Origin of the sequence: Rhabdobacter roseus (genome assembly GCF_014202275.1) — a bacterium.
In the GTDB taxonomy this organism is placed as follows: domain Bacteria; phylum Bacteroidota; class Bacteroidia; order Cytophagales; family Spirosomataceae; genus Rhabdobacter; species Rhabdobacter roseus.
Genome location: NZ_JACHGF010000012.1, coordinates 83721 through 101375 on the forward strand (window position 1 = coordinate 83721; position 17655 = coordinate 101375).

General features: G+C 51.8%; 16 protein-coding genes. 10 read left to right on the plus strand and 6 right to left on the minus strand.

Translation table 11 applies throughout. The annotated features are described in order from the left end of the window. Positions 1-106 precede the first annotated feature (106 nt). Together HNQ92_RS24840 and HNQ92_RS24845 are read left to right on the plus strand one after the other, a co-directional pair. On the plus strand, positions 107-775 hold the full coding sequence (locus HNQ92_RS24840; RefSeq protein ID WP_184178530.1) for a WbqC family protein: 669 nt from the start codon (positions 107-109) through the stop codon (positions 773-775). 64 nt (positions 776-839) lie between these two features. Then, positions 840-3374, plus strand: a complete 2535-nt coding sequence (locus HNQ92_RS24845; RefSeq protein ID WP_184178532.1) for an ATP-dependent Clp protease ATP-binding subunit — start codon at positions 840-842, stop codon at positions 3372-3374. Positions 3375-3440: 66 nt separating this feature from the next. On the opposite strand, the gene HNQ92_RS24850 is transcribed toward HNQ92_RS24845, so the two are convergent. The 3 genes from HNQ92_RS24850 to HNQ92_RS24860 form a co-directional block, all read right to left on the minus strand. Then, entirely contained in the window at positions 3441-5600 is a 2160-nt protein-coding gene (locus HNQ92_RS24850; RefSeq protein WP_184178534.1) for a TIM-barrel domain-containing protein, read from the minus strand. Positions 5601-5691: 91 nt separating this feature from the next. Next, positions 5692-6288, minus strand: coding sequence for a peptide deformylase (def, locus tag HNQ92_RS24855; protein WP_184178536.1), 597 nt, complete (start codon positions 6286-6288; stop codon positions 5692-5694). A 116-nt stretch (positions 6289-6404) separates the two neighbouring features. Continuing rightward, complete coding sequence (locus HNQ92_RS24860; RefSeq protein ID WP_184178538.1) at positions 6405-7046, minus strand: hypothetical protein; 642 nt, start codon at positions 7044-7046, stop codon at positions 6405-6407. Positions 7047-7323: 277 nt separating this feature from the next. Here HNQ92_RS24860 and HNQ92_RS24865 point away from each other — a divergent pair, with 277 nt between their 5' ends. The 6 genes from HNQ92_RS24865 to HNQ92_RS24890 all read left to right on the plus strand — a co-directional run bounded on the left by HNQ92_RS24865 (position 7324) and on the right by HNQ92_RS24890 (position 11606). Beyond that, a complete protein-coding gene (locus HNQ92_RS24865; protein WP_184178540.1) occupies positions 7324-7806 on the plus strand; it encodes a GNAT family N-acetyltransferase in 483 nt (160 codons plus the stop codon). 100 nt (positions 7807-7906) lie between these two features. Continuing rightward, the gene (locus tag HNQ92_RS24870; protein WP_184178542.1) at positions 7907-8938 is read left to right on the plus strand and encodes a DNA cytosine methyltransferase; all 1032 of its coding nucleotides are present in this window, start codon (positions 7907-7909) and stop codon (positions 8936-8938) included. Next, positions 8913-9923, plus strand: coding sequence for a BsuBI/PstI family type II restriction endonuclease (locus HNQ92_RS24875; RefSeq protein ID WP_184178543.1), 1011 nt, complete (start codon positions 8913-8915; stop codon positions 9921-9923). The genes HNQ92_RS24870 and HNQ92_RS24875 overlap by 26 nt, the downstream gene beginning before the upstream one ends. Before the next feature lie 88 nt (positions 9924-10011). Then, on the plus strand, positions 10012-10446 hold the full coding sequence (locus HNQ92_RS24880; RefSeq protein ID WP_184178545.1) for a viral A-type inclusion protein: 435 nt from the start codon (positions 10012-10014) through the stop codon (positions 10444-10446). Between the two features lie 66 nt (positions 10447-10512). Then, entirely contained in the window at positions 10513-11175 is a 663-nt protein-coding gene (locus HNQ92_RS24885) for an SCO family protein (protein ID WP_184178547.1), read from the plus strand. Next, positions 11175-11606: a c-type cytochrome gene (locus HNQ92_RS24890; RefSeq protein WP_184178549.1), complete on the plus strand. Its 432-nt coding sequence runs from the start codon at positions 11175-11177 to the stop codon at positions 11604-11606. The genes HNQ92_RS24885 and HNQ92_RS24890 overlap by 1 nt, the downstream gene beginning before the upstream one ends. A 4-nt stretch (positions 11607-11610) precedes the next feature. Here HNQ92_RS24890 and lptC read toward each other — a convergent pair whose 3' ends face one another. Genes lptC through HNQ92_RS24905 form a run of 3 tightly spaced genes read right to left on the minus strand, consistent with a single transcriptional unit; the run spans position 11611 to position 14321 of the window. Then, positions 11611-12285, minus strand: coding sequence for an LPS export ABC transporter periplasmic protein LptC (gene lptC, locus HNQ92_RS24895; RefSeq protein ID WP_246440798.1), 675 nt, complete (start codon positions 12283-12285; stop codon positions 11611-11613). Positions 12286-12319: 34 nt separating this feature from the next. Next, the gene (bamG, locus tag HNQ92_RS24900; RefSeq protein WP_246440805.1) at positions 12320-13615 is read right to left on the minus strand and encodes a BamG family beta-barrel-assembly machinery protein; all 1296 of its coding nucleotides are present in this window, start codon (positions 13613-13615) and stop codon (positions 12320-12322) included. Continuing rightward, on the minus strand, positions 13593-14321 hold the full coding sequence (locus HNQ92_RS24905) for a type III pantothenate kinase (RefSeq protein WP_184178550.1): 729 nt from the start codon (positions 14319-14321) through the stop codon (positions 13593-13595). The genes bamG and HNQ92_RS24905 overlap by 23 nt, the downstream gene beginning before the upstream one ends. A gap of 45 nt (positions 14322-14366) precedes the next feature. On the opposite strand from HNQ92_RS24905, the gene HNQ92_RS24910 reads away from it, so the two are divergent. After that, positions 14367-15533 carry a mechanosensitive ion channel family protein gene (locus HNQ92_RS24910; RefSeq protein ID WP_184178552.1) on the plus strand — a complete coding sequence of 389 codons (1167 nt, stop codon included), beginning with the start codon at positions 14367-14369 and terminating at the stop codon, positions 15531-15533. 300 nt (positions 15534-15833) lie between these two features. Beyond that, positions 15834-17627, plus strand: a complete 1794-nt coding sequence (gene rho, locus HNQ92_RS24915) for a transcription termination factor Rho (RefSeq protein ID WP_184178554.1) — start codon at positions 15834-15836, stop codon at positions 17625-17627. Positions 17628-17655 lie beyond the last annotated feature (28 nt).

The following is a 17655-nucleotide window of genomic DNA, read 5'->3' on the forward strand; positions in this document are numbered from 1 at the left end:
TCCGCCAAATTGGAACAAACGTAGGGTACGCCAGGTACTTGCGCTCCATAGAAATATTTTTTTATCATTTTTTTGATATTCTCCTTCGTCTTTGCCATATTTGGTAATGGCTGACGTAATCACGCAAAATCACCCAGCGCAGGACGTACTCATTGAGTTACATTACCTTCCTTGCCTTGACTATTTTGCTTGCCTGTTATCCCATCGGGCTGTTTGGCTGGAAGCCCACGAAAGCTACCCGAAACAAACCTACCGGAACCGCTGCCGCGTACTTACTACCAATAAAGTGGACACCCTCACGGTACCCGTGCAGGCAGGCCGCTCCCGACAACTGATGCGGGATGTTAAGATTGACTACGGGCAAGCCTGGATACGTCGGCATTGGGGCTGTTTTCGGGCAGCGTACGGCAAATCGCCTTTTTTTGAATATTATGCTCCCGAACTGGAAGCGGTATTTCAACAGAAACCCATTTTTTTAGCTGACCTGAACGAGAGGCTCCTGACAATCTGTCTGCGATTACTTGGCATAACAAAAAATGTTCAGTACACTTTGTCATACGAAAAAGAAGCGACGAGTACGATTTTTGATGCCAGATCGTTAATAAGTGATAAAAACGGGCCGGAAAGTACCATATTCATGAAAAAGGTACCCTATTACCAAACCTTTGGCAATGATTTTTTAACAAACTTGAGCATCGTAGACTTACTGTTTAATCAAGGGCCCGAAGCCAGGCATATTCTCACCGAATCTTTACGTGCACCAATTGGTGTCTGATTGAACAAAGCCGAAAATATATTCGTTAAGATTTTTACAAAGACACAAATAATTCTGCCCATTCATGGAAGCTAAATTTTCAAATCGAGTTAAAGAAGTGATCACGCTGAGCCGCGAGGAAGCGCTCCGTCTGGGTCATGATTACATTGGTGCAGAGCATCTACTACTTGGAATGATTCGTGAAGGTGATGGCGTGGCAATCGGGCTTCTCAAAAAGCTGGGTGTCTCCCTGGAAGAAGTACGGGTTACCATTGAGCAAGCCACCAAAGGATCGGCGACCAACAATGTCAAGAACCTCCAGAATATACCCCTGACGCGCCAGTCGGAAAAGGTACTTAAGATTACCTACCTGGAAGCTAAAATATTCAAGAGCCCCCTCATCGGAACCGAACATTTACTGCTGTCGATCCTGCGTGACGAAGACAACGTGGCGACGCAGATTCTTCATAGATTTAATGTCAACTACGAAGTAATTAAAGAAATGCTGGAATATCAATCATCCGGAACGAGACCCCACATGGGGCCCGAAACCGAAGACGGCGACGACGACCCGCGCAGCGGCATGTTTGGCGGCGGCTCTTCGTCAGGAAAAGAATCGAAAGGTGCCGAGAAGTCACGTACACCCGTACTGGACAACTTTGGTCGCGACCTCACCAAGCTGGCCGAAGTTGGCAAGCTGGACCCCATCGTAGGGCGCGAAAAGGAAATTGAGCGCGTAGCCCAAATCCTGAGCCGCCGCAAGAAAAACAACCCCATCCTGATTGGCGAGCCGGGTGTTGGTAAAACCGCCATCGCCGAGGGACTGGCCCTGCGTATCGTGCAGAAGAAAGTTTCCAGGGTACTTTTCGGCAAGCGGGTTGTTACGCTGGATCTGGCTTCGCTGGTAGCTGGTACCAAGTACCGTGGGCAGTTTGAAGAGCGAATGAAGGCCGTTATGAACGAGCTGGAGAAATCGCCCGATGTGATCTTGTTCATCGACGAGCTGCATACCATAGTGGGCGCGGGTGGCGCTTCCGGTTCGCTGGATGCCTCCAACATGTTCAAGCCCGCCCTGGCGCGTGGCGAGATCCAATGCATCGGCGCTACGACGCTGGACGAATACCGTCAGTACATCGAGAAAGACGGTGCTCTGGCCCGCCGGTTCCAGATGGTGATGGTAGATGCCACCTCCGTGGAAGAAACCATCCAGATCCTGGAAAACATCAAAGATAAGTACGAAGAGCACCACCACGTCAACTATACCGAAGACGCCCTTGAGTCGGCCGTGAAGCTGTCAGAAAGGTACATTACCGACCGTTTCCTGCCTGACAAGGCCATTGACGTAATGGATGAAGTAGGAGCCCGCGTGCACATCAGCAACATTACGGTACCGGATGATATTCTCAAACTCGAAGACCAGATCGAGAATATCAAACAGGAGAAAAACCGGGTGGTGAAAAGCCAGAAGTACGAAGAGGCCGCTCAACTGCGCGATCGCGAGAAAAAACTCATCGACCAGCTCGACCGGGCCAAGCAAGCCTGGGAAGAAGAGACCAAGAAGAAGCGCTATACCGTGACGGAACAAAACGTAGCGGAGGTAGTAGCCATGATGACGGGCATCCCGGTCACGAACGTGTCGCTGGACGAAGGCAAGAAATTGCTCCACATGGCCGACGAGCTCAAAGGCCGGGTGATCGGGCAAGACCCACCGATCGAAAAGCTGGTGAAAGCCATCCAACGTACACGCGTCGGACTGAAAGATCCTAAGAAACCCATCGGCTCCTTTATATTCTTGGGCCCAACCGGCGTAGGTAAAACCGAGCTTGCCAAGGTCCTGGCCAACTACCTCTTCGATAAGGAAGACGCCCTGGTGCGGATTGACATGAGCGAGTACATGGAGAAATTCAGCGTATCGCGGCTGGTGGGAGCGCCTCCCGGCTACGTGGGCTACGAAGAAGGAGGCCAGCTGACCGAGAAGATCCGCCGGAAACCGTACAGCGTAGTCCTGCTGGACGAAATCGAGAAAGCACACCCGGATGTCTTCAACATCTTGCTTCAGGTACTTGACGACGGTATTCTGACCGACGGATTGGGCCGCCGCGTGGATTTCCGGAACACGATCATCATCATGACGTCCAATATCGGAGCGCGTGACCTGAAAGACTTCGGTAGTGGTATTGGTTTTGCCACAAAACTGAAAGCCGAAAATCAGGACGAGATCATGCGGAGCACCATCCAAAGCGCCCTGCGTAAAGCATTCTCGCCGGAGTTCCTCAACCGTCTGGACGACGTGATTGTGTTCAACTCCCTCCAGCGCGAAGACCTGCACCGCATCATTGACATCTCTCTGGGTAAGCTTTTCAACCGCGTGAAGGGCCTGGGTTACGAGATCGAGCTCACGCTGCCCGCCAAGGACTTCCTGTCCGAGAAAGGCTACGATCCGCAGTACGGAGCCCGTCCGCTCAACCGCGCCATCCAGAAGTACCTCGAAGATCCCGTGGCGGAAGAAATTCTGAAGGGTGACCTGCGCGACGGCGACGTACTCGTGGCCGACCACGACGGCACCAGCGAGCAGCTGACGATCTCCGTCCGGAAGAAAGAAGAAGAAGTGACAAACTAAGTTTTTTAGTTCATACCTACGCAAGAAAGGCAGACCCCAGGGGCTGCCTTTCTTGCGTAGGTACCTTTAGGGCGTCATGAATTTCCAGTCGAGGGTACTGTAGCCGTAGATTTTTCCGCTGATGCGCCGCGAAGTACCCCGCAGCGGCCCTCGAGGTGTTTTCCGGGTACTTAGCTCGGTCCAGGAATAGTCGCCTTTTTCGAAGTCAAAGGTCTCGCCGTCGTCGTCGTACAGCAAAAAACGTCCTTCCGCAGTACCGTAGTGGCGAACTTCCAGCGGTAACTTTTCCCCCATTTTCGGAGCGTGTAGCCGGGGCGGGATCATCGGGATCAGGCCGCCGTCCTTTACGAAAAGTGGTATTTCGTCCAGTTTGGCCTCCACGGTAATCACCTCATTCTCTCCCACCAGCTTTCCGGTGTAGAAGTCGTACCATTTGCCTTTGGGCAGAATCACCCTGCGGGATGTTTGACCCGTAAATACCGGAGCTACCAGGATGCTCTCGCCAAAGAGGTACTGGTCTTTGATGTCCTGCCGGGTGGCAAGTTTGTACGGATTGTTCGTGTCGTCGAGGGTACCTTCGGTTTCGGTGGGTTGGTCTACAAAGCCCTCTACCAGCGGCATGGGCCGGATGGGCGGGGTACCTTCAAAATGGTATTGCGCAAAGGTGGAATAAATGTACGGGAGTAGCCTCATGCGCAGCAGAGCCACTTTTTTTACCGACTCGTATACCTCCGGGTACGACCAGGGCTTCGTTCCGCTCGACCAGGCGTTGATCATGGCCAGGGGCGAAAAGCAGACCGACTGCATCCGGCGGAGCCATTCTTCACCCGAGGCCGAGTTGCGCACCTCGGGCGTCCAAAGTACCCCCACGAAGCCGGAGTTGATGAGCGCCGTAATGAAGTCCTCGTGCTTGTAGTAGTCGTTGTAGAGCACAAAGGGCAGGTGTGAGGCCCCGGCGTTGGAAGCCCGCACCAGCCCGAAGGTTCGGCGGTTGGCCTGGCGATACTGCCGGGCGATCATATCCTGCAACAGCAGCCCGTAGGTTTGGCGCAGGAGCTCCGCCTCCGTACCCGAGGGAAACGTCGCCACGTCGGGCCAAAGCCACTGGTCGTAGCCGTCGTTCTCGTCGATTTTTAACCCCGATACCCCCATGTCCAGGTGGTTTTTTTGATAAAAATCCGTAAACACTTTTTGCGCCTGGGGCAAGGTATAATCCGGCACCAGGCCGTTCCAGACGGTGTGCGAGCCCGCCAGCGCCCGCATGGGCTCGTACAGGGTCGTTTGGGGCGCTATGTACGGATTGATCCACAAGTTGGTCCGTACATTTTTGGCCAAAAGCGTTTGGACAAATTCGGCGGGTTGGGGGAAGCGCTGCGGGTCCCACTCGTACGAGCAAGGGTAGGAGCGACTCATCCAGCCGGGCTCCAGGCCCATAAAGTCCAGCGGAAAGCCCTGCTCTTCAAACGCCTGTACCTCGCGCAGGACGTCATCGGCCGAAAACTGGGTGTGCGTTCGGTACGTAAAGCCCAACCCCCACTTGGGCGGCAGGTACCCACCGCCATTGTACAGGTTGTATTTCTGCACTACTTCCAGCGGCGACTTGCCCGCAAACACCAGTACCTCCGCCTCTTCTGCTGGCACCAGAATCTCCACGGCGTCGGATGTAGGCTGCGCTTCCCACTGTTTGTCGGTGTTGCGGTTGTATACTTTCGGTGGATTGTGGCTATCGACGCGGTTGGCGGTACCGGCGTACACGGTCAGGTACCGGGCGGAGTTGATCAGTACCCCGTAGCCCCGGCTCGACACGTAGAAAGGAACCGGCGCGTGGGTGCGGCCGTTGTCCTGGCCCCCGTAGTGGTCCACGTGCAGGTTATAGATCCGGCCCCGGCGGTTGACCTGCTTGAAGTGCAGCCCCAGGCCGTAGAGTTGCTCTTCGGGCCCCAGCGGAAACCGCAGGTAGAGCTTGCCGTTTTGCTTCGTAATTCGGATCTGGGTTTGATCCAGCGGGAAGGGTACTTGGGTAAATTCGCGGAGCCTGGGTAGGTTAGGAGTACTTCCTGCGGCGTCCAGCAAATTGATTTTTTCTTTCTTTACGGGTACATACCGCCACACGCCGTTTACGACTTCCTCCCAGGGCTGGGTAGGTACCTGGGCGCGGGTACTGGGAGGAAAGAAGCTGATCACCAACAAAAAACGGAGCAGGCCAAGCAGAGAGGGTGGTTTCATGAGTCCAAGGGCAGGTAGGAAGTACACCTCTAAAAGGCGGCCCCAACTACCCGCCTACTGCCTATGCGGGGTACTTTGCGCGCGGGCCTAGCTAGGAAAGCGTATCGGAAACGTACTGCATAGGGTACTTGGCGGGTACTTGCCCGGCGGTAATTTTGCGAAGCTTGTTTTGCAAAAGTTGCTTTTTGAGCGGTTTGAGATAGTCCAGGTACAAGATGCCTTCCGTGTGGTCGTACTCGTGCTGGATCATCCGGGCCGTAGCGCCGGCAAAGGTTTTTTGTTGTTTTTGGAAGGCCCGGTCGAAGTACTCGATGGTAATTTCCCAGGGCCGCTCCACCGTGGCCGTCAGGGTCGGGATGCTCAGGCAGCCCTCGGTGTCGCGCCAGGTTTCGGCGGAGCGCTCCACAATAGTGGCGTTAATAAACGTCTCCACCAGGCCGGTATCGTCCGGGGCAAAGTACCCCTGCCGGTCTTTGTCGGCGAGCTGGTGGTAGGTACTTTGGCTATCGACCAAAAAGAGCCTCAGCGGCTGGTTGACCTGCGGAGCGGCCAGGCCGCAACCGTTGGCCCCGTACAACGTAATCCACATCCGTTCAATGAGCGCGTCGAGGCCGGGGTAGTGGGCAGGTACTTCTTGGGTTTTTTGGCGTAGCATGGCGTGGCCGTAGGCCAGAATCGGAAGCTGCATGAAGAGCTTGATTAGTAGTTCAAAGGTACTTTAGCGGCTACAAAGGTAGACGTTTAAACGCAAAACTACCCTCATGAACGCCAAAGTACCCTTGAAAAAGCGGGGGATAAAGTACGTTACTCCTGGACTTTAACCGACAGCGTCAGCGTGGCTTTGTCGCCAGTAGGTACGTTGGCCACGTAGTCCGAGATCCGGAAAAAACCTTTTTTACCGCTTTTATCAATGAAAGCAAATACCCGCCCCACGGCCACGTCGGTGGTGCGGTTGGTGATGTCGCCGTGGCCATGGGCGTTGTCTTGAATTTTTTTCTCGGCAAATAGATCGTCAATGTCCTTGGCATTCTTGATTTGCTCGAACCGGTCGGGCGTGATGCCGTCGTATTGCTCCACGTTGGCGATGCGGCTGTCGGTGATGGTCGAAAAAGACGATACGTAGCCCGTACGGGTGGACATGTTCTTTACATTTTCAAAAAAACGACACGTATTGCAACCTCCGCCGCGGTAGTTATAGGCAAAATCCACCTTGCTGGAGTTGGCTTCGGCCTCACTCTTGGTATAAGCCAGCCCGTCGTACAAATTCAGAAAGCATTTATTCGTCGTAGATTGGCTGCCGCCCGGCGCAATGATGCTCTCGGCCACGATGGAATGCTCACGAATAGGAAGCGCCGTGGGTTCAGCGTCGTTGTTTTTGCAGCCATTCAGTAGCAGTAGTAAAGTACCTCCTACGGCCAGAGCCACGTTCTTCTTCAGATTTTTCATGTGCTTACTAGTTGAGATAAAACAAAAAACTTTTATACAAACAGACTTCATGGTGGAAGTCTTGAGCAGGGGTAGGCAAATTGATCCTGCGTCGTTTTTTTAGTGGGGGGTCAGTCAAGAGAGGGAATATAAAGGTAGTTAAAAAGGCCCAACCGGACCTCCGTCGGGACCTACTTTTGAGTGTACGGTCACGGCCATAAAGTACTTCTTTTGCACCGAATGTGAGCGAAAAGCCCGCTGATTCGTTATTTTTGGCACACCAAATCCAACACGAAACATGACCATTCGGCCCATTCAGCAGGCAGACAACCAACCCCTGGCGGACGTTATCCGGGCGGTATTCCGTGAGTTCGGCATCGACCGCCCCGGTACCGTCTACACCGACCCCACCACCGACCGCCTTTATGAGCTATTCCGGGAACCGGGCTCGGTCTACTGGGTAGCCGAGAAAGACGGCGTCATCATGGGTGGCTGCGGGCTGTACCCTACGCCGGGGCTGCCACCGGGCTGTGCGGAATTGGTAAAATTTTACCTGGCACGCTCCGTGCGCGGCCAGGGAGCGGGCCGCCAGCTGATGCAGCGAAGTGTCGAGTCGGCGCGGGAGCTGGGCTACGCGCAGCTGTACCTGGAGTCGTTTCCGGAGCTGGCCCAGGCGGTGAGCATGTACGAGAAAGCGGGCTTTCAACCGCTCGAAGGGCCGCTGGGCAATTCGGGTCACTACGCCTGTACGATCTGGATGCTGAAGGAAATGGAAGGATAGGTACCTTTTTGTAGGTACCTGCGTTATGAGTTGGTGTAGCAAGTATATATATTTAAGAGGAAGAAGGCAATGTTGAGTTAAGAATCCTTAATTTTACGATATGGAATATTGGGAAGTGATAAATGAGAGATTAAAGCCCTGGGTTGATACTGAAATGAATAAAACAGTAGTAGACTTATTTGCGGGTTGTGGTGGACTTTCTCTAGGGTTTGAAGCAAATGGTTTCAAAACAGTGGGGTATGAAATGGATGAAAACGCCTGTGCTACATATAACAATAATTTGCTTGGTGAGTGCATTAATAAAAGACTTACTGTTGATTCAAAATATCCTAAAGCAGATATTGTAATAGGGGGGCCGCCATGCCAGCCATTTAGTGTTGGTGGAAAACAACTAGGGCTAAAGGATTCACGAGACGGTTTTCCAATCTTTATTTCTGCAATTAAGCAATTGAATCCTGAGGTTCTTTTATTTGAAAATGTTCGTGGTATGTTGTATAAAAACAAATTGTATTTAAAAGAAGTGATTGATGAGCTTGAAAAGTTAGGATATAATCTTGAATATGAATTGTTGAACGCAGTAGATTATCAAGTACCCCAAAACCGGGAAAGGATAATAGTCATTGGCTCTAAAAATAAAATATCATTACCTCAAAGAATTAATAAAAAAGTAACAGCTGGGCAAGCCTTAGGAGATCTTGCCTTTCAATTTGATGATGAATCTAAATTTTTTACAGATTCGATGGATAGGTATGTAGCTAATTATGAAAAAGCCTCAAAGTGCGTAAATCCAAGAGATTTGTATTTAGATAGGCCCGCCCGAACGTTAACTTGTCGAAATTTGGCCGGGGCTACTGGTGATATGCACAGAGTGAGACTATCTGATGGAAGAAGGAGAAGAATTACCGTCCGAGAAGCTGCCAGACTGCAAAGTTTTCCAGATTGGTTCGACTTCGTAGGGACAGAAACACATAAATTTAATCAGATAGGGAATGCTGTTGCTCCCTATTTTGCCTTTCATCTCGCTAACAATATAAAAAAATATTTAGTAGGCGGTTCAAATGATCAATATGTTCTTGTAGAGAACGAACAGCTTAAATTATTTGAAGATGAAAAAATATATCAATCCCGCTGAATCAAAGACATTTGGAGAGAAACCTGCTGACATCCAAGAGCTTATAAATGCAGCCTTATATATTCTTGAGCGTTTTGGTATACCTCTTACCAATTCTGCCCGTAGATTAGAACGAATGGCTATCTCTTTTTTGGCTTGTGGTGATATCAAAAAGCTCTCCGACTTTAATAATTCAAAAGACTTAAATTATGGATATTCTTTAAAAACAAGAGATATAATTTCTTATGTAAATAAGCACTTTTATGAAAATATAAGCTCTGGTTCTTATGACGACATAAGAAGGAAAGATCTTAAACTACTTACTACTGCTGAGATTATATTACAATCTAGTCCAAATTCTGCAACTAATGATTCAACCCGAGGGTATTCAATAAATCCTACTTATGCAGAACTTGTGAGGAAATTTGGCTTTAAAGATTGGGAACAGTTAGTTGAAAAGACACTGAAGGATATTGAACCATTAAGTTTAAAATTAAAAAGAGAAAGAGAAATTAATAAGGTTGAGGTTAACCTGCCTGCTGGAGGTAAATTGACACTTTCTTTAGGAGAGCATAATATTTTACAGAAGAAAATTATTGAAGATTTTTTGCCTAGATATGGATATAGTGCTGAAGTTCTATATATTGGGGATACTTCGAATAAGTACCTCTATTTAGAAAAAGAAAAGCTTATAAAACTTAACTTTTTTGAAATTACTCATGATGAACTTCCAGATGTAATTGCTTATTCTAAGGAGAAAAACTGGTTGTATATAATTGAAGCAGTACACTCATCGGGGCCTATTAGTGAAATAAGGCTTTTGCAATTAAAGAAGATTACAAAGCTATGCACAGCGGACATTGTTTTTGTAACGGCCTTTTTAGATAGGCAAAAATTCAGACAATTTATTTCAAGTATTGCTTGGGAAACGGAGGTTTGGATAGCCGATAGCCCTGATCACTTAATTCATTTTAATGGCGATAAATTTTTAGGTCCCTATAAATAATTTAGGCTCATTGTGAAATATTATTGCCTCCATTCTCCTAGTATATATCTCTCGGTGCATTCTCTTTCCAACTATAATCCAAAAAAACATGCATACCAAACTACCCCTCCTGCTACCTATACTACTGCTAATGGCCTGCGGGTCAGAAACCGACAAGGTAAACGAAGCCGAAAAAGAAGTGATGACCATCCACGACCAGGTGATGCCCCGCATGGACGACCTCATGACGCTGAAAGCGCAGCTGACGGCCCGCCTGGCCGACCTGGATAGCCTACAGGAGGCGGGCGTAAGCAGCAACACCACCGCCGAGGAACGCATGAAAGCCTACGACCTGAGCCGCCAGCTCTCGCTGGCCGACAGCCTGATGATGGAGTGGATGTACCAGTACCAGGGCGATTCCGCCAAGGCGCTTTCTTCGGACGAAGCGCTGGCGTACTTCCGCAAGGAAAAGGAAAAGATTGAGGACGTGAAGGAAAAAACCGATAAGAGTATTCAGGAAGCGGAAGCTTTTTTGAAGGAGTAAAAATAAGGAAAGGCCAAGGTACTTTTACGACTACATGAGGTACCTGCCTCGTAAACGAAATTCCCAATGAACAATACAAGTACCTGGTGGACGGCAGGGCTGCTGGCTTTGGGCCTGGCAGCCGGGCTGAGCGGCTGTGGCTCGTCAGACCGCAAACTACCCATCCTGGGCGAGCGCGAAACCACGACCAAAGAAGTGAACGGAAAAGAGGTAGTCGATACGATTTATCATAGTATTCCGGCTTTTGCTTTTGTGAATCAGTACGGGGATACCGTTACGGACCATTCGCTGGACGGGAAAATCTACGTGACGGATTTTTTCTTTACATCTTGCCCCACGATTTGCCCCGTGATGAAAAAGCAGATGATCAAAGTGTACAACGAGATCAAAGGAAACCCCGAGGTGGCCATTTTGTCGCATACCATCGACCCGGCGCACGATACGCCAGAGGTACTTCGCAAGTACGCCGAAGACCTGGGCGTGCAGGATACCCAGTGGCAGTTTGTGACCGGCCCCAAGGAGAAAATCTACGAAATAGGGCAGGGTAGCTACCTGGTTACGGCCAAAGAAGACAAAACGGCCGAAGGAGGGTACATCCACAGCGGCGCTTTTATTCTGGTGGATAAAGAGAAGCGCGTGCGTGGTATGTACGACGGCACGACGGACGAAGGCGCTAAAAAACTGATGGAGGACATTAAGGTACTTTTGGCCGAGTACAAGCAATCCTGATGAAGAAGCTACTCAACTACCTGGCGGCGGGGGTACTTTTGCTGGGCCAGGTGAGCTGCCAAAGTACCGAAGAGCTCAAGCGTGAGCAGTACTACGCCGAAGGCTACCAGTTGTATACCCTGCACTGTGCCAACTGCCACCAGCCCGACGGCCGGGGACTGGCCAACCTGTACCCGCCGCTGGCGAGCGCAGACTACCTGAGCGACAAGCAACGCTTTATTTGTATTACTAAAAACGGGCTCTCGGGAGAAATCACGGTAGACGGCAAGGTATACGACCGCCCCATGCCCGCCAACCCCAAGCTCACCGACATCGACATTGCCGAAATAGCCACCTACGTGTACACCACCTGGGCCAAAGATAGTACCTACACGCCCATCGACACCGTGACGCAGGCCCTGGCGCGCTGCGAACCAAGCAAAAATAAATAGGCTCCTAAAAAGTACCCGCTTCGATGCTGAAGATACCCGTGGGCTTGCGGATGGAGGTTTGGGAGAAGTCCTGGGCGGCATCCAGCCCAATGCCCTTCATGACGTCGCCGGTGAGAAGCTGCTCGATCCGGACGGGCTTGTCGGTATAAACCTTTTTGGTGGTAGGGCTCCAGTTGAGCTCGCTGGTGAAGAGGCGCTCTTGCTTTACGGAGTTCACCACGCGCACGTTGCCCTTCACTACGTAGAGGTTCCGGGGGGAGTCGTAATGGCCCGAGTCGGCCCGCAGGGTCGTGACCACGTTATTTCCCTCGGGGTCATAGAAAAAGATATTGATGGTATCGGGAAATACTTTGTCGTCAAGCTTGTAACGAAACTGGCGCGGCGTTTTCATGGATACCTGAAGTACCCCCCCTTCGCTGTAAAGTACCCCCACGTCGTCGATGATCTCAATGGGGCCCTCATAAGCCGCCGACGGGCTCTTTACTTCTTTCTCGCAGCTGGTCAAAAATAGAAGCGCCACCAGCAACCCAGGCAAAGCGACGAGGCGAGGTACTTTCCAAACTATGTTGATCCAGTTGAGCATAGCCAATAAGTAGGGCAGTAAAAGTACCTGTACATACTTAGGTACCTGCGTACGGGTACTTAACCACCAAAGTACCTCGGCCGGTTTCCCGGACAAAGGTACTTTTAAGAAAAATTAACAAAAAAGCGGTTTAGTCGATGCGCTGTTTGATAAACCAGGAGTTGTCGTTGAGGGTAAGTCCCAGTACCACTTTGCCGTAGCGTTCGCGCAGGGATTGGGTACTTACGACGCCCCGTTGCCCGCCCACCAGCGTGAAGGTGAAGGAGTTACCGCCCCGCCCGATGGGCAGCGAGATGCCCAAGCTGGCGTTGGTGTCGTTGAGCTTTTGTCCGCCGGGGCTATAGGGCAGCTGGCCGTGGCTGAAGCCCGCCCGGTAAACGGCCAGATCAAAATAGCGCGTGGAAGTGAGGCGCGGAATGTACTCGGCCCCAACGTGCACCTTGCCTGCATCCACGAAGCCCTCGTTGGTATTGGCGAAGCTTCGAAATTGAGTCCACGACTGCCGCTCGTAATCCACCGCCAGCGTCAGCTTGTAGGGCCATTCCAGGCTGACGCCCAGCCGGTACTGGGAGGGGAGCGTCACGTTGCCGTTTTCGTTATTGGAGAGCGTATCGGGCAGGCCAACCGGAAATGAGCTGTTGCTGAGCTCAAAACTCGTAATCTGCCGGGCGTTCAGGTCTGTACCCAAATTATAAGTACCTCCTACATTTAGGTTGAGCTTATTATTTTTCTTAATCGGAATACGTACTGCGGCTCCCGTCCGTAACGCAAAATCAGAGTAGTTGGTCCGCTCGGTGCGGCTCACGGTGTAGTCGCGCCCATCTCCAATGAATAGCTGCGAATCCGACGACCGCCGTACGTTGCCAAAGAGGTAGGCGGCTTCCAGGCCCACGCTCAGGTACCGGCCAATCCGAACGGCGTTGGTGATGGAGGCTTTGCTGAGGCCTCCTTTGCCCGTATAGTAGTAGTAGGCGTCATAAATAGTGCCGGGTACTTTGCTGGTAGTGCGGCTTTCAAAATCGACAAAGCTGTAGGGCTTCAGGCCGAAGCCCACCGTCCAGCGGGGAGCCGCCGGAAACGCGAGCGCCATGTACCCCAGGTTAGCGCCAAATACCCGCTGTGAGACGTTGGGAGCCGCTATTTGTTTGTATTGGCCCAGCGTGCCGAACTCAAAAGCGGTGATGCGGTTGCGCGCCCAAAGCGCCGGGTTGAGGTTGTTGATGTGCATCCCGTTACTGGTACTGACGCCGGCTTCGCCCATGGCTATGTTGGACGCAAACGCTTCGCTGTAGGTTTCACCAATGCCCAGCACGGTGTACGGCGAATTGCCCAGCCCTTGGCCGTGAAGTGGTGAAATAAAGCCCGCTACGATTCCTGCTAGAAGTAGTGCTGTGGTAAGGTTTTTAATCCTGCTGTAAAGCGACATTGTGTTGTAAAATTCGGTTCAGTCCAATCAGTACCAGTTCTGGCACCGCAAATATGGTCGGTTTCAGACGACTTTCAAAAAAAGGCACATCGCCCCCGCACGCAAGTACCCGGCAGTGGGGGGAGATTTGCCGGTAAGCGGCGATGATTCCCTCTATTTCAGCCAGAAGCCCGTGCATAACGCCGCTCTGCATGGCGTGGTGGGTACTCTTGCCAATCAGCGGCGGAATGCCGTCCGGCTCCACCAGCGGAAGCCGTTGAGTAAACGAATGCATGGCCCGGAATCGCATACGCAGGCCCGGTGAAATGAGCCCCCCTTCAAAAGTACCCATACGCGTAACGTAGTCATAAGTGATGCAGGTACCCATGTCAATAACCACTAAATCTTCGTCGGGAAAAAGGAAAGTACCCCCTACGGCGGCGGCAATGCGGTCGGCCCCCAGCGTATGGGGCGTATCGTAATTTTTAAGAATGGGTACCGGCGTGTGGGCACTCAGGCTTAAAACAGGAATATTGAGCCCGAGCGCTTCCAGGAAAGCTTCCGTGCTCCGGCTTACGGACGAATACAACAGGTACTTGGGCGGCTCCTGACGGATCAGCTCCACCAGTGCCTCAAAGCTCAGCTGGGTTTGGTAGCGGAGCAAGGTACTTTCAGAAAACCAGCCGATTTTGGAGTAGGTGTTGCCTGAATCAACGACAATATTCATAATTGCGCAAAATTCTTCTTTTATTCGCACAAAAACTAATGGGCCTTGGATAGTATTCTGGAAAATGCCGCAGACTGGCTGCAGCAGAAATATGGGGGAAACACCGTCGCCAACTACCTGTGGGCGATCGCCATCCTGCTGGTGGGCTGGTTTTTGAAAGAAACCTTTTCGGCTTTGCTAAGCAGGGGGGTATTCAGGTTGGTACGCCGCGGGACCGAGAACGTCCCTCTGTCGGAGTTCATTCGTCTCATCAAACCCCCGTTTGAGTTTCTTTTTTTTCTGCTGTTGCTTTACATAGCCTCCGAGCACCTTACTATTCCGGCCCAATGGGGCTGGGCCCCCGTCAAGAAGTTTGGGGCCCGGCTGATCATCCATAAGCTGTACCTGACCGTACTTTTCGGCGGCTTGGCCTGGCTGGGCGTTCGAATCATCAAGTTCGGAGGGCTGGTTTTCATTCACAAAGCCGTAAAAACGGAGTCCAAAATAGACAACCAGCTTGTCCCTTTTTTTCGGGATCTGTGCATTTTGTTGTTCGTGCTGACGATCGGCTTCATCATGCTGGGGCAGGTCTTTGAGGTAGACGTGCTGACGCTCGTCACCAGCCTCGGGATCGGGGGGTTGGCCATTGCCCTGGCCGCCCGCGAAACGCTGGAAAATCTCTTTGCTTCCTTCGCCCTGATGCTGGACCGCCCCTTCACCGTGGGCGACTCGATCAACGCCGGAGGAATTGAAGGCTCGGTGGAAAGCGTGGGTTTTCGAAGTACCCGCCTGCGTACCTTTGACGGGAGCCTGGTCACGATGCCCAACCGCCTGCTTACGTCCCAGTCGTTGGACAACCTGACCCAGCGGCGCCTGCGCCGGGCCAAATTCATCATTCGCCTGGCGTACCAAACCTCCCTGGAGTCCATTCGGGGGATTGTGCAGGAAATTCAAGGCTTCATCGACGAGCATCCCGATACCCAGAAGGAGCCAGGCGTGGTGCGGTTTGATAGTTTCGGAGAGAGCTCCCTGGACATCATGATTATTTTCTTTGTTGAAACACAACAAATTAGGGAGTTTAATCGTATCAAAGAGGAAGTAAATCTAAAAATTATTGAAATAGTAGAAAAGCAGGGAGCTAAATTTGCTTTTCCAAGTCGGGAGTTGTATATTCGCACAGCTGTTGAATCCCATCCGTCTTCCGAATCCGAAGAATCTGAGCCCATTTTATAAGTACTTCGGCGGTTAATACCCCTTTTTTCTAAAAAAATAGATTACAACGTATTGACAACCCGGGTTTTTCGTAGTAACATTGCGGTCAATCTCAGCTACGAATACCTCATCTGAATTTCAAGGTACGGTCACCGGCCTACCAACCACCCAATTCATTTTCTCACTTTCACGAAACTAATTAGTTACATACCCGTACGTGAACCCTTACCAGCCTCCATCCGTCAACCTATATTTTCTTCTGTCATAATCACTATCAAACTTCTCACCGAGTAAAGCTATACTTTACTTCCCTATTTTTTTATGCTTACAATTGAAGAATTAAACCTGAAACTTCTGTCGGAGTTAAAGGAAATCGCGGAGAAACTAGCCGTAAAAGACTATTCTAAGCTTTCCAAAAAAGATCTTATTTATAAAATACTGAGCCAACAAGCCGAAATGCCCCAAGTAGACACCAACGAAAAAGCCGAGGAAGAGCCTAAGAGAAAGCGGGTACGTCGCCCCAAAACGGACGATGCCGCCGCCCCAGCGCCCGCCCCTGTACCAGCGCCCGCACCCGTACCCGCTGAAGCCCAGGCGCCCGCCGCCGAGTCAAAACCCAAACGCCGGGGCCGGCCACCGGGCAACACGCCGCCGCTGAGTACCGAGCGCCCAGCGTCCAGCCAGGTAGTAGATACCAGCGCCGAAGTAGGCGAAGACCTGGACCTGTCTGACGACTTGGGGGTAGAAGAAGCACCGGCTTCGTCGAGAGAAAGTACCCCTACAGAAGACGCTCCGGTAGCAGAAGGGCCTCAAAATGAGTCTACTGCCAAGCAAGGAGCCACGCCTACCCACGAGGAGCGAGAACCCAAAGTACCTTCACGGCCGGATTCGGCGGAGCGCCCGGTGGCCCAAAATCCGCAGAATCAACAAACACAGGCCTCGCGGGAAGATCATACCAACAAGATCAAGCGCAACTACAACAACTACGTCCGGGAATTTGACGGCCTGATCGTCAACGAAGGGGTACTTGAAATCATGCAGGACGGCGGCTACGGCTTCCTGCGCTCAGCCGACTATAACTACCTGGCCAGCCCCGACGATATATACGTTTCGCCTTCGCAGATCAAATTATTTGGCCTCAAAACCGGCGATACCGTCAAAGGGCAGATCCGCCCCCCCAAAGAAGGGGAGAAGTACTTTGCGCTGCTGCGCGTAGTGACCGTCAACGGCAAAACCACCGAGGAGATCCGCGACCGGATTCCGTTTGAGTACCTGACGCCCCTCTTCCCCGAAGAACGCCTCAACCTAAGTACCCGCCCCGACCAGTACTCGACGCGCGTCCTGGATCTGTTTGCACCCATTGGCAAGGGCCAGCGGGGGATGATCGTGGCGCAGCCCAAAACCGGTAAAACGGTACTTTTGAAAGAAATTGCCAACGCCATCACGCGCAACCACCCGGAGGTATTCCTCATTATCCTGCTCATTGATGAGCGCCCGGAAGAGGTAACCGACATGCAGCGCAGCGTGCGCGCGGAAGTGATTGCCTCTACCTTCGACGAGCAGGCCGACCGCCACGTGAAAGTAGCCAGCATTGTGCTCGAAAAAGCGAAACGTATGGTGGAATGCGGTCACGATGTCGTGATTCTGCTGGATTCGATCACGCGCCTGGCCCGGGCTTACAACACGGTGGTACCTTCGTCGGGCAAGATCCTGTCGGGTGGGGTAGATGCCAACGCGCTGCACAAGCCCAAGCGTTTCTTTGGCGCGGCCCGTAACGTCGAAAAAGGCGGCTCGCTGACCATCATTGCCACGGCCCTGATCGACACGGGGTCTAAGATGGACGAAGTAATCTTTGAAGAATTCAAAGGTACCGGTAACATGGAGCTTCAGCTCGACCGCAAGCTCTCCAACAAGCGGGTGTTCCCGGCCATCGACGTGATGGCTTCCGGTACGCGCCGCGAGGATCTGCTGCTGGATAAAGAGACCCTGCAAAAAGTGTGGATTTTGCGCAAGCACATGTCTGACATGAACCAGATGGAAAGCATGGACTTCCTGCTCGACAATATGAAAGGTACCCGCAACAACGACGAGTTCCTGATCTCGATGAACCGCTAAGCGAAGTACCTCCGCGCCCCCTTGAAAG

Excerpts from the sequence above, each read along its gene's own strand:
- HNQ92_RS24840 (WP_184178530.1), top strand. The coding sequence starts at position 107 with ATGGCTGACGTAATCACGCAAAATCACCCAGCGCAGGACGTACTCATT.
- HNQ92_RS24845 (WP_184178532.1), top strand. The coding sequence starts at position 840 with ATGGAAGCTAAATTTTCAAATCGAGTTAAAGAAGTGATCACGCTGAGC.
- HNQ92_RS24850 (WP_184178534.1), bottom strand. The coding sequence starts at position 5,600 with ATGAAACCACCCTCTCTGCTTGGCCTGCTCCGTTTTTTGTTGGTGATC.
- def (WP_184178536.1), bottom strand. The coding sequence starts at position 6,288 with ATGCAGCTTCCGATTCTGGCCTACGGCCACGCCATGCTACGCCAAAAA.
- HNQ92_RS24860 (WP_184178538.1), bottom strand. The coding sequence starts at position 7,046 with ATGAAAAATCTGAAGAAGAACGTGGCTCTGGCCGTAGGAGGTACTTTA.
- HNQ92_RS24865 (WP_184178540.1), top strand. The coding sequence starts at position 7,324 with ATGACCATTCGGCCCATTCAGCAGGCAGACAACCAACCCCTGGCGGAC.
- HNQ92_RS24870 (WP_184178542.1), top strand. The coding sequence starts at position 7,907 with ATGGAATATTGGGAAGTGATAAATGAGAGATTAAAGCCCTGGGTTGAT.
- HNQ92_RS24875 (WP_184178543.1), top strand. The coding sequence starts at position 8,913 with ATGAAAAAATATATCAATCCCGCTGAATCAAAGACATTTGGAGAGAAA.
- HNQ92_RS24880 (WP_184178545.1), top strand. The coding sequence starts at position 10,012 with ATGCATACCAAACTACCCCTCCTGCTACCTATACTACTGCTAATGGCC.
- HNQ92_RS24885 (WP_184178547.1), top strand. The coding sequence starts at position 10,513 with ATGAACAATACAAGTACCTGGTGGACGGCAGGGCTGCTGGCTTTGGGC.
- HNQ92_RS24890 (WP_184178549.1), top strand. The coding sequence starts at position 11,175 with ATGAAGAAGCTACTCAACTACCTGGCGGCGGGGGTACTTTTGCTGGGC.
- bamG (WP_246440805.1), bottom strand. The coding sequence starts at position 13,615 with ATGTCGCTTTACAGCAGGATTAAAAACCTTACCACAGCACTACTTCTA.
- HNQ92_RS24905 (WP_184178550.1), bottom strand. The coding sequence starts at position 14,321 with ATGAATATTGTCGTTGATTCAGGCAACACCTACTCCAAAATCGGCTGG.
- rho (WP_184178554.1), top strand. The coding sequence starts at position 15,834 with ATGCTTACAATTGAAGAATTAAACCTGAAACTTCTGTCGGAGTTAAAG.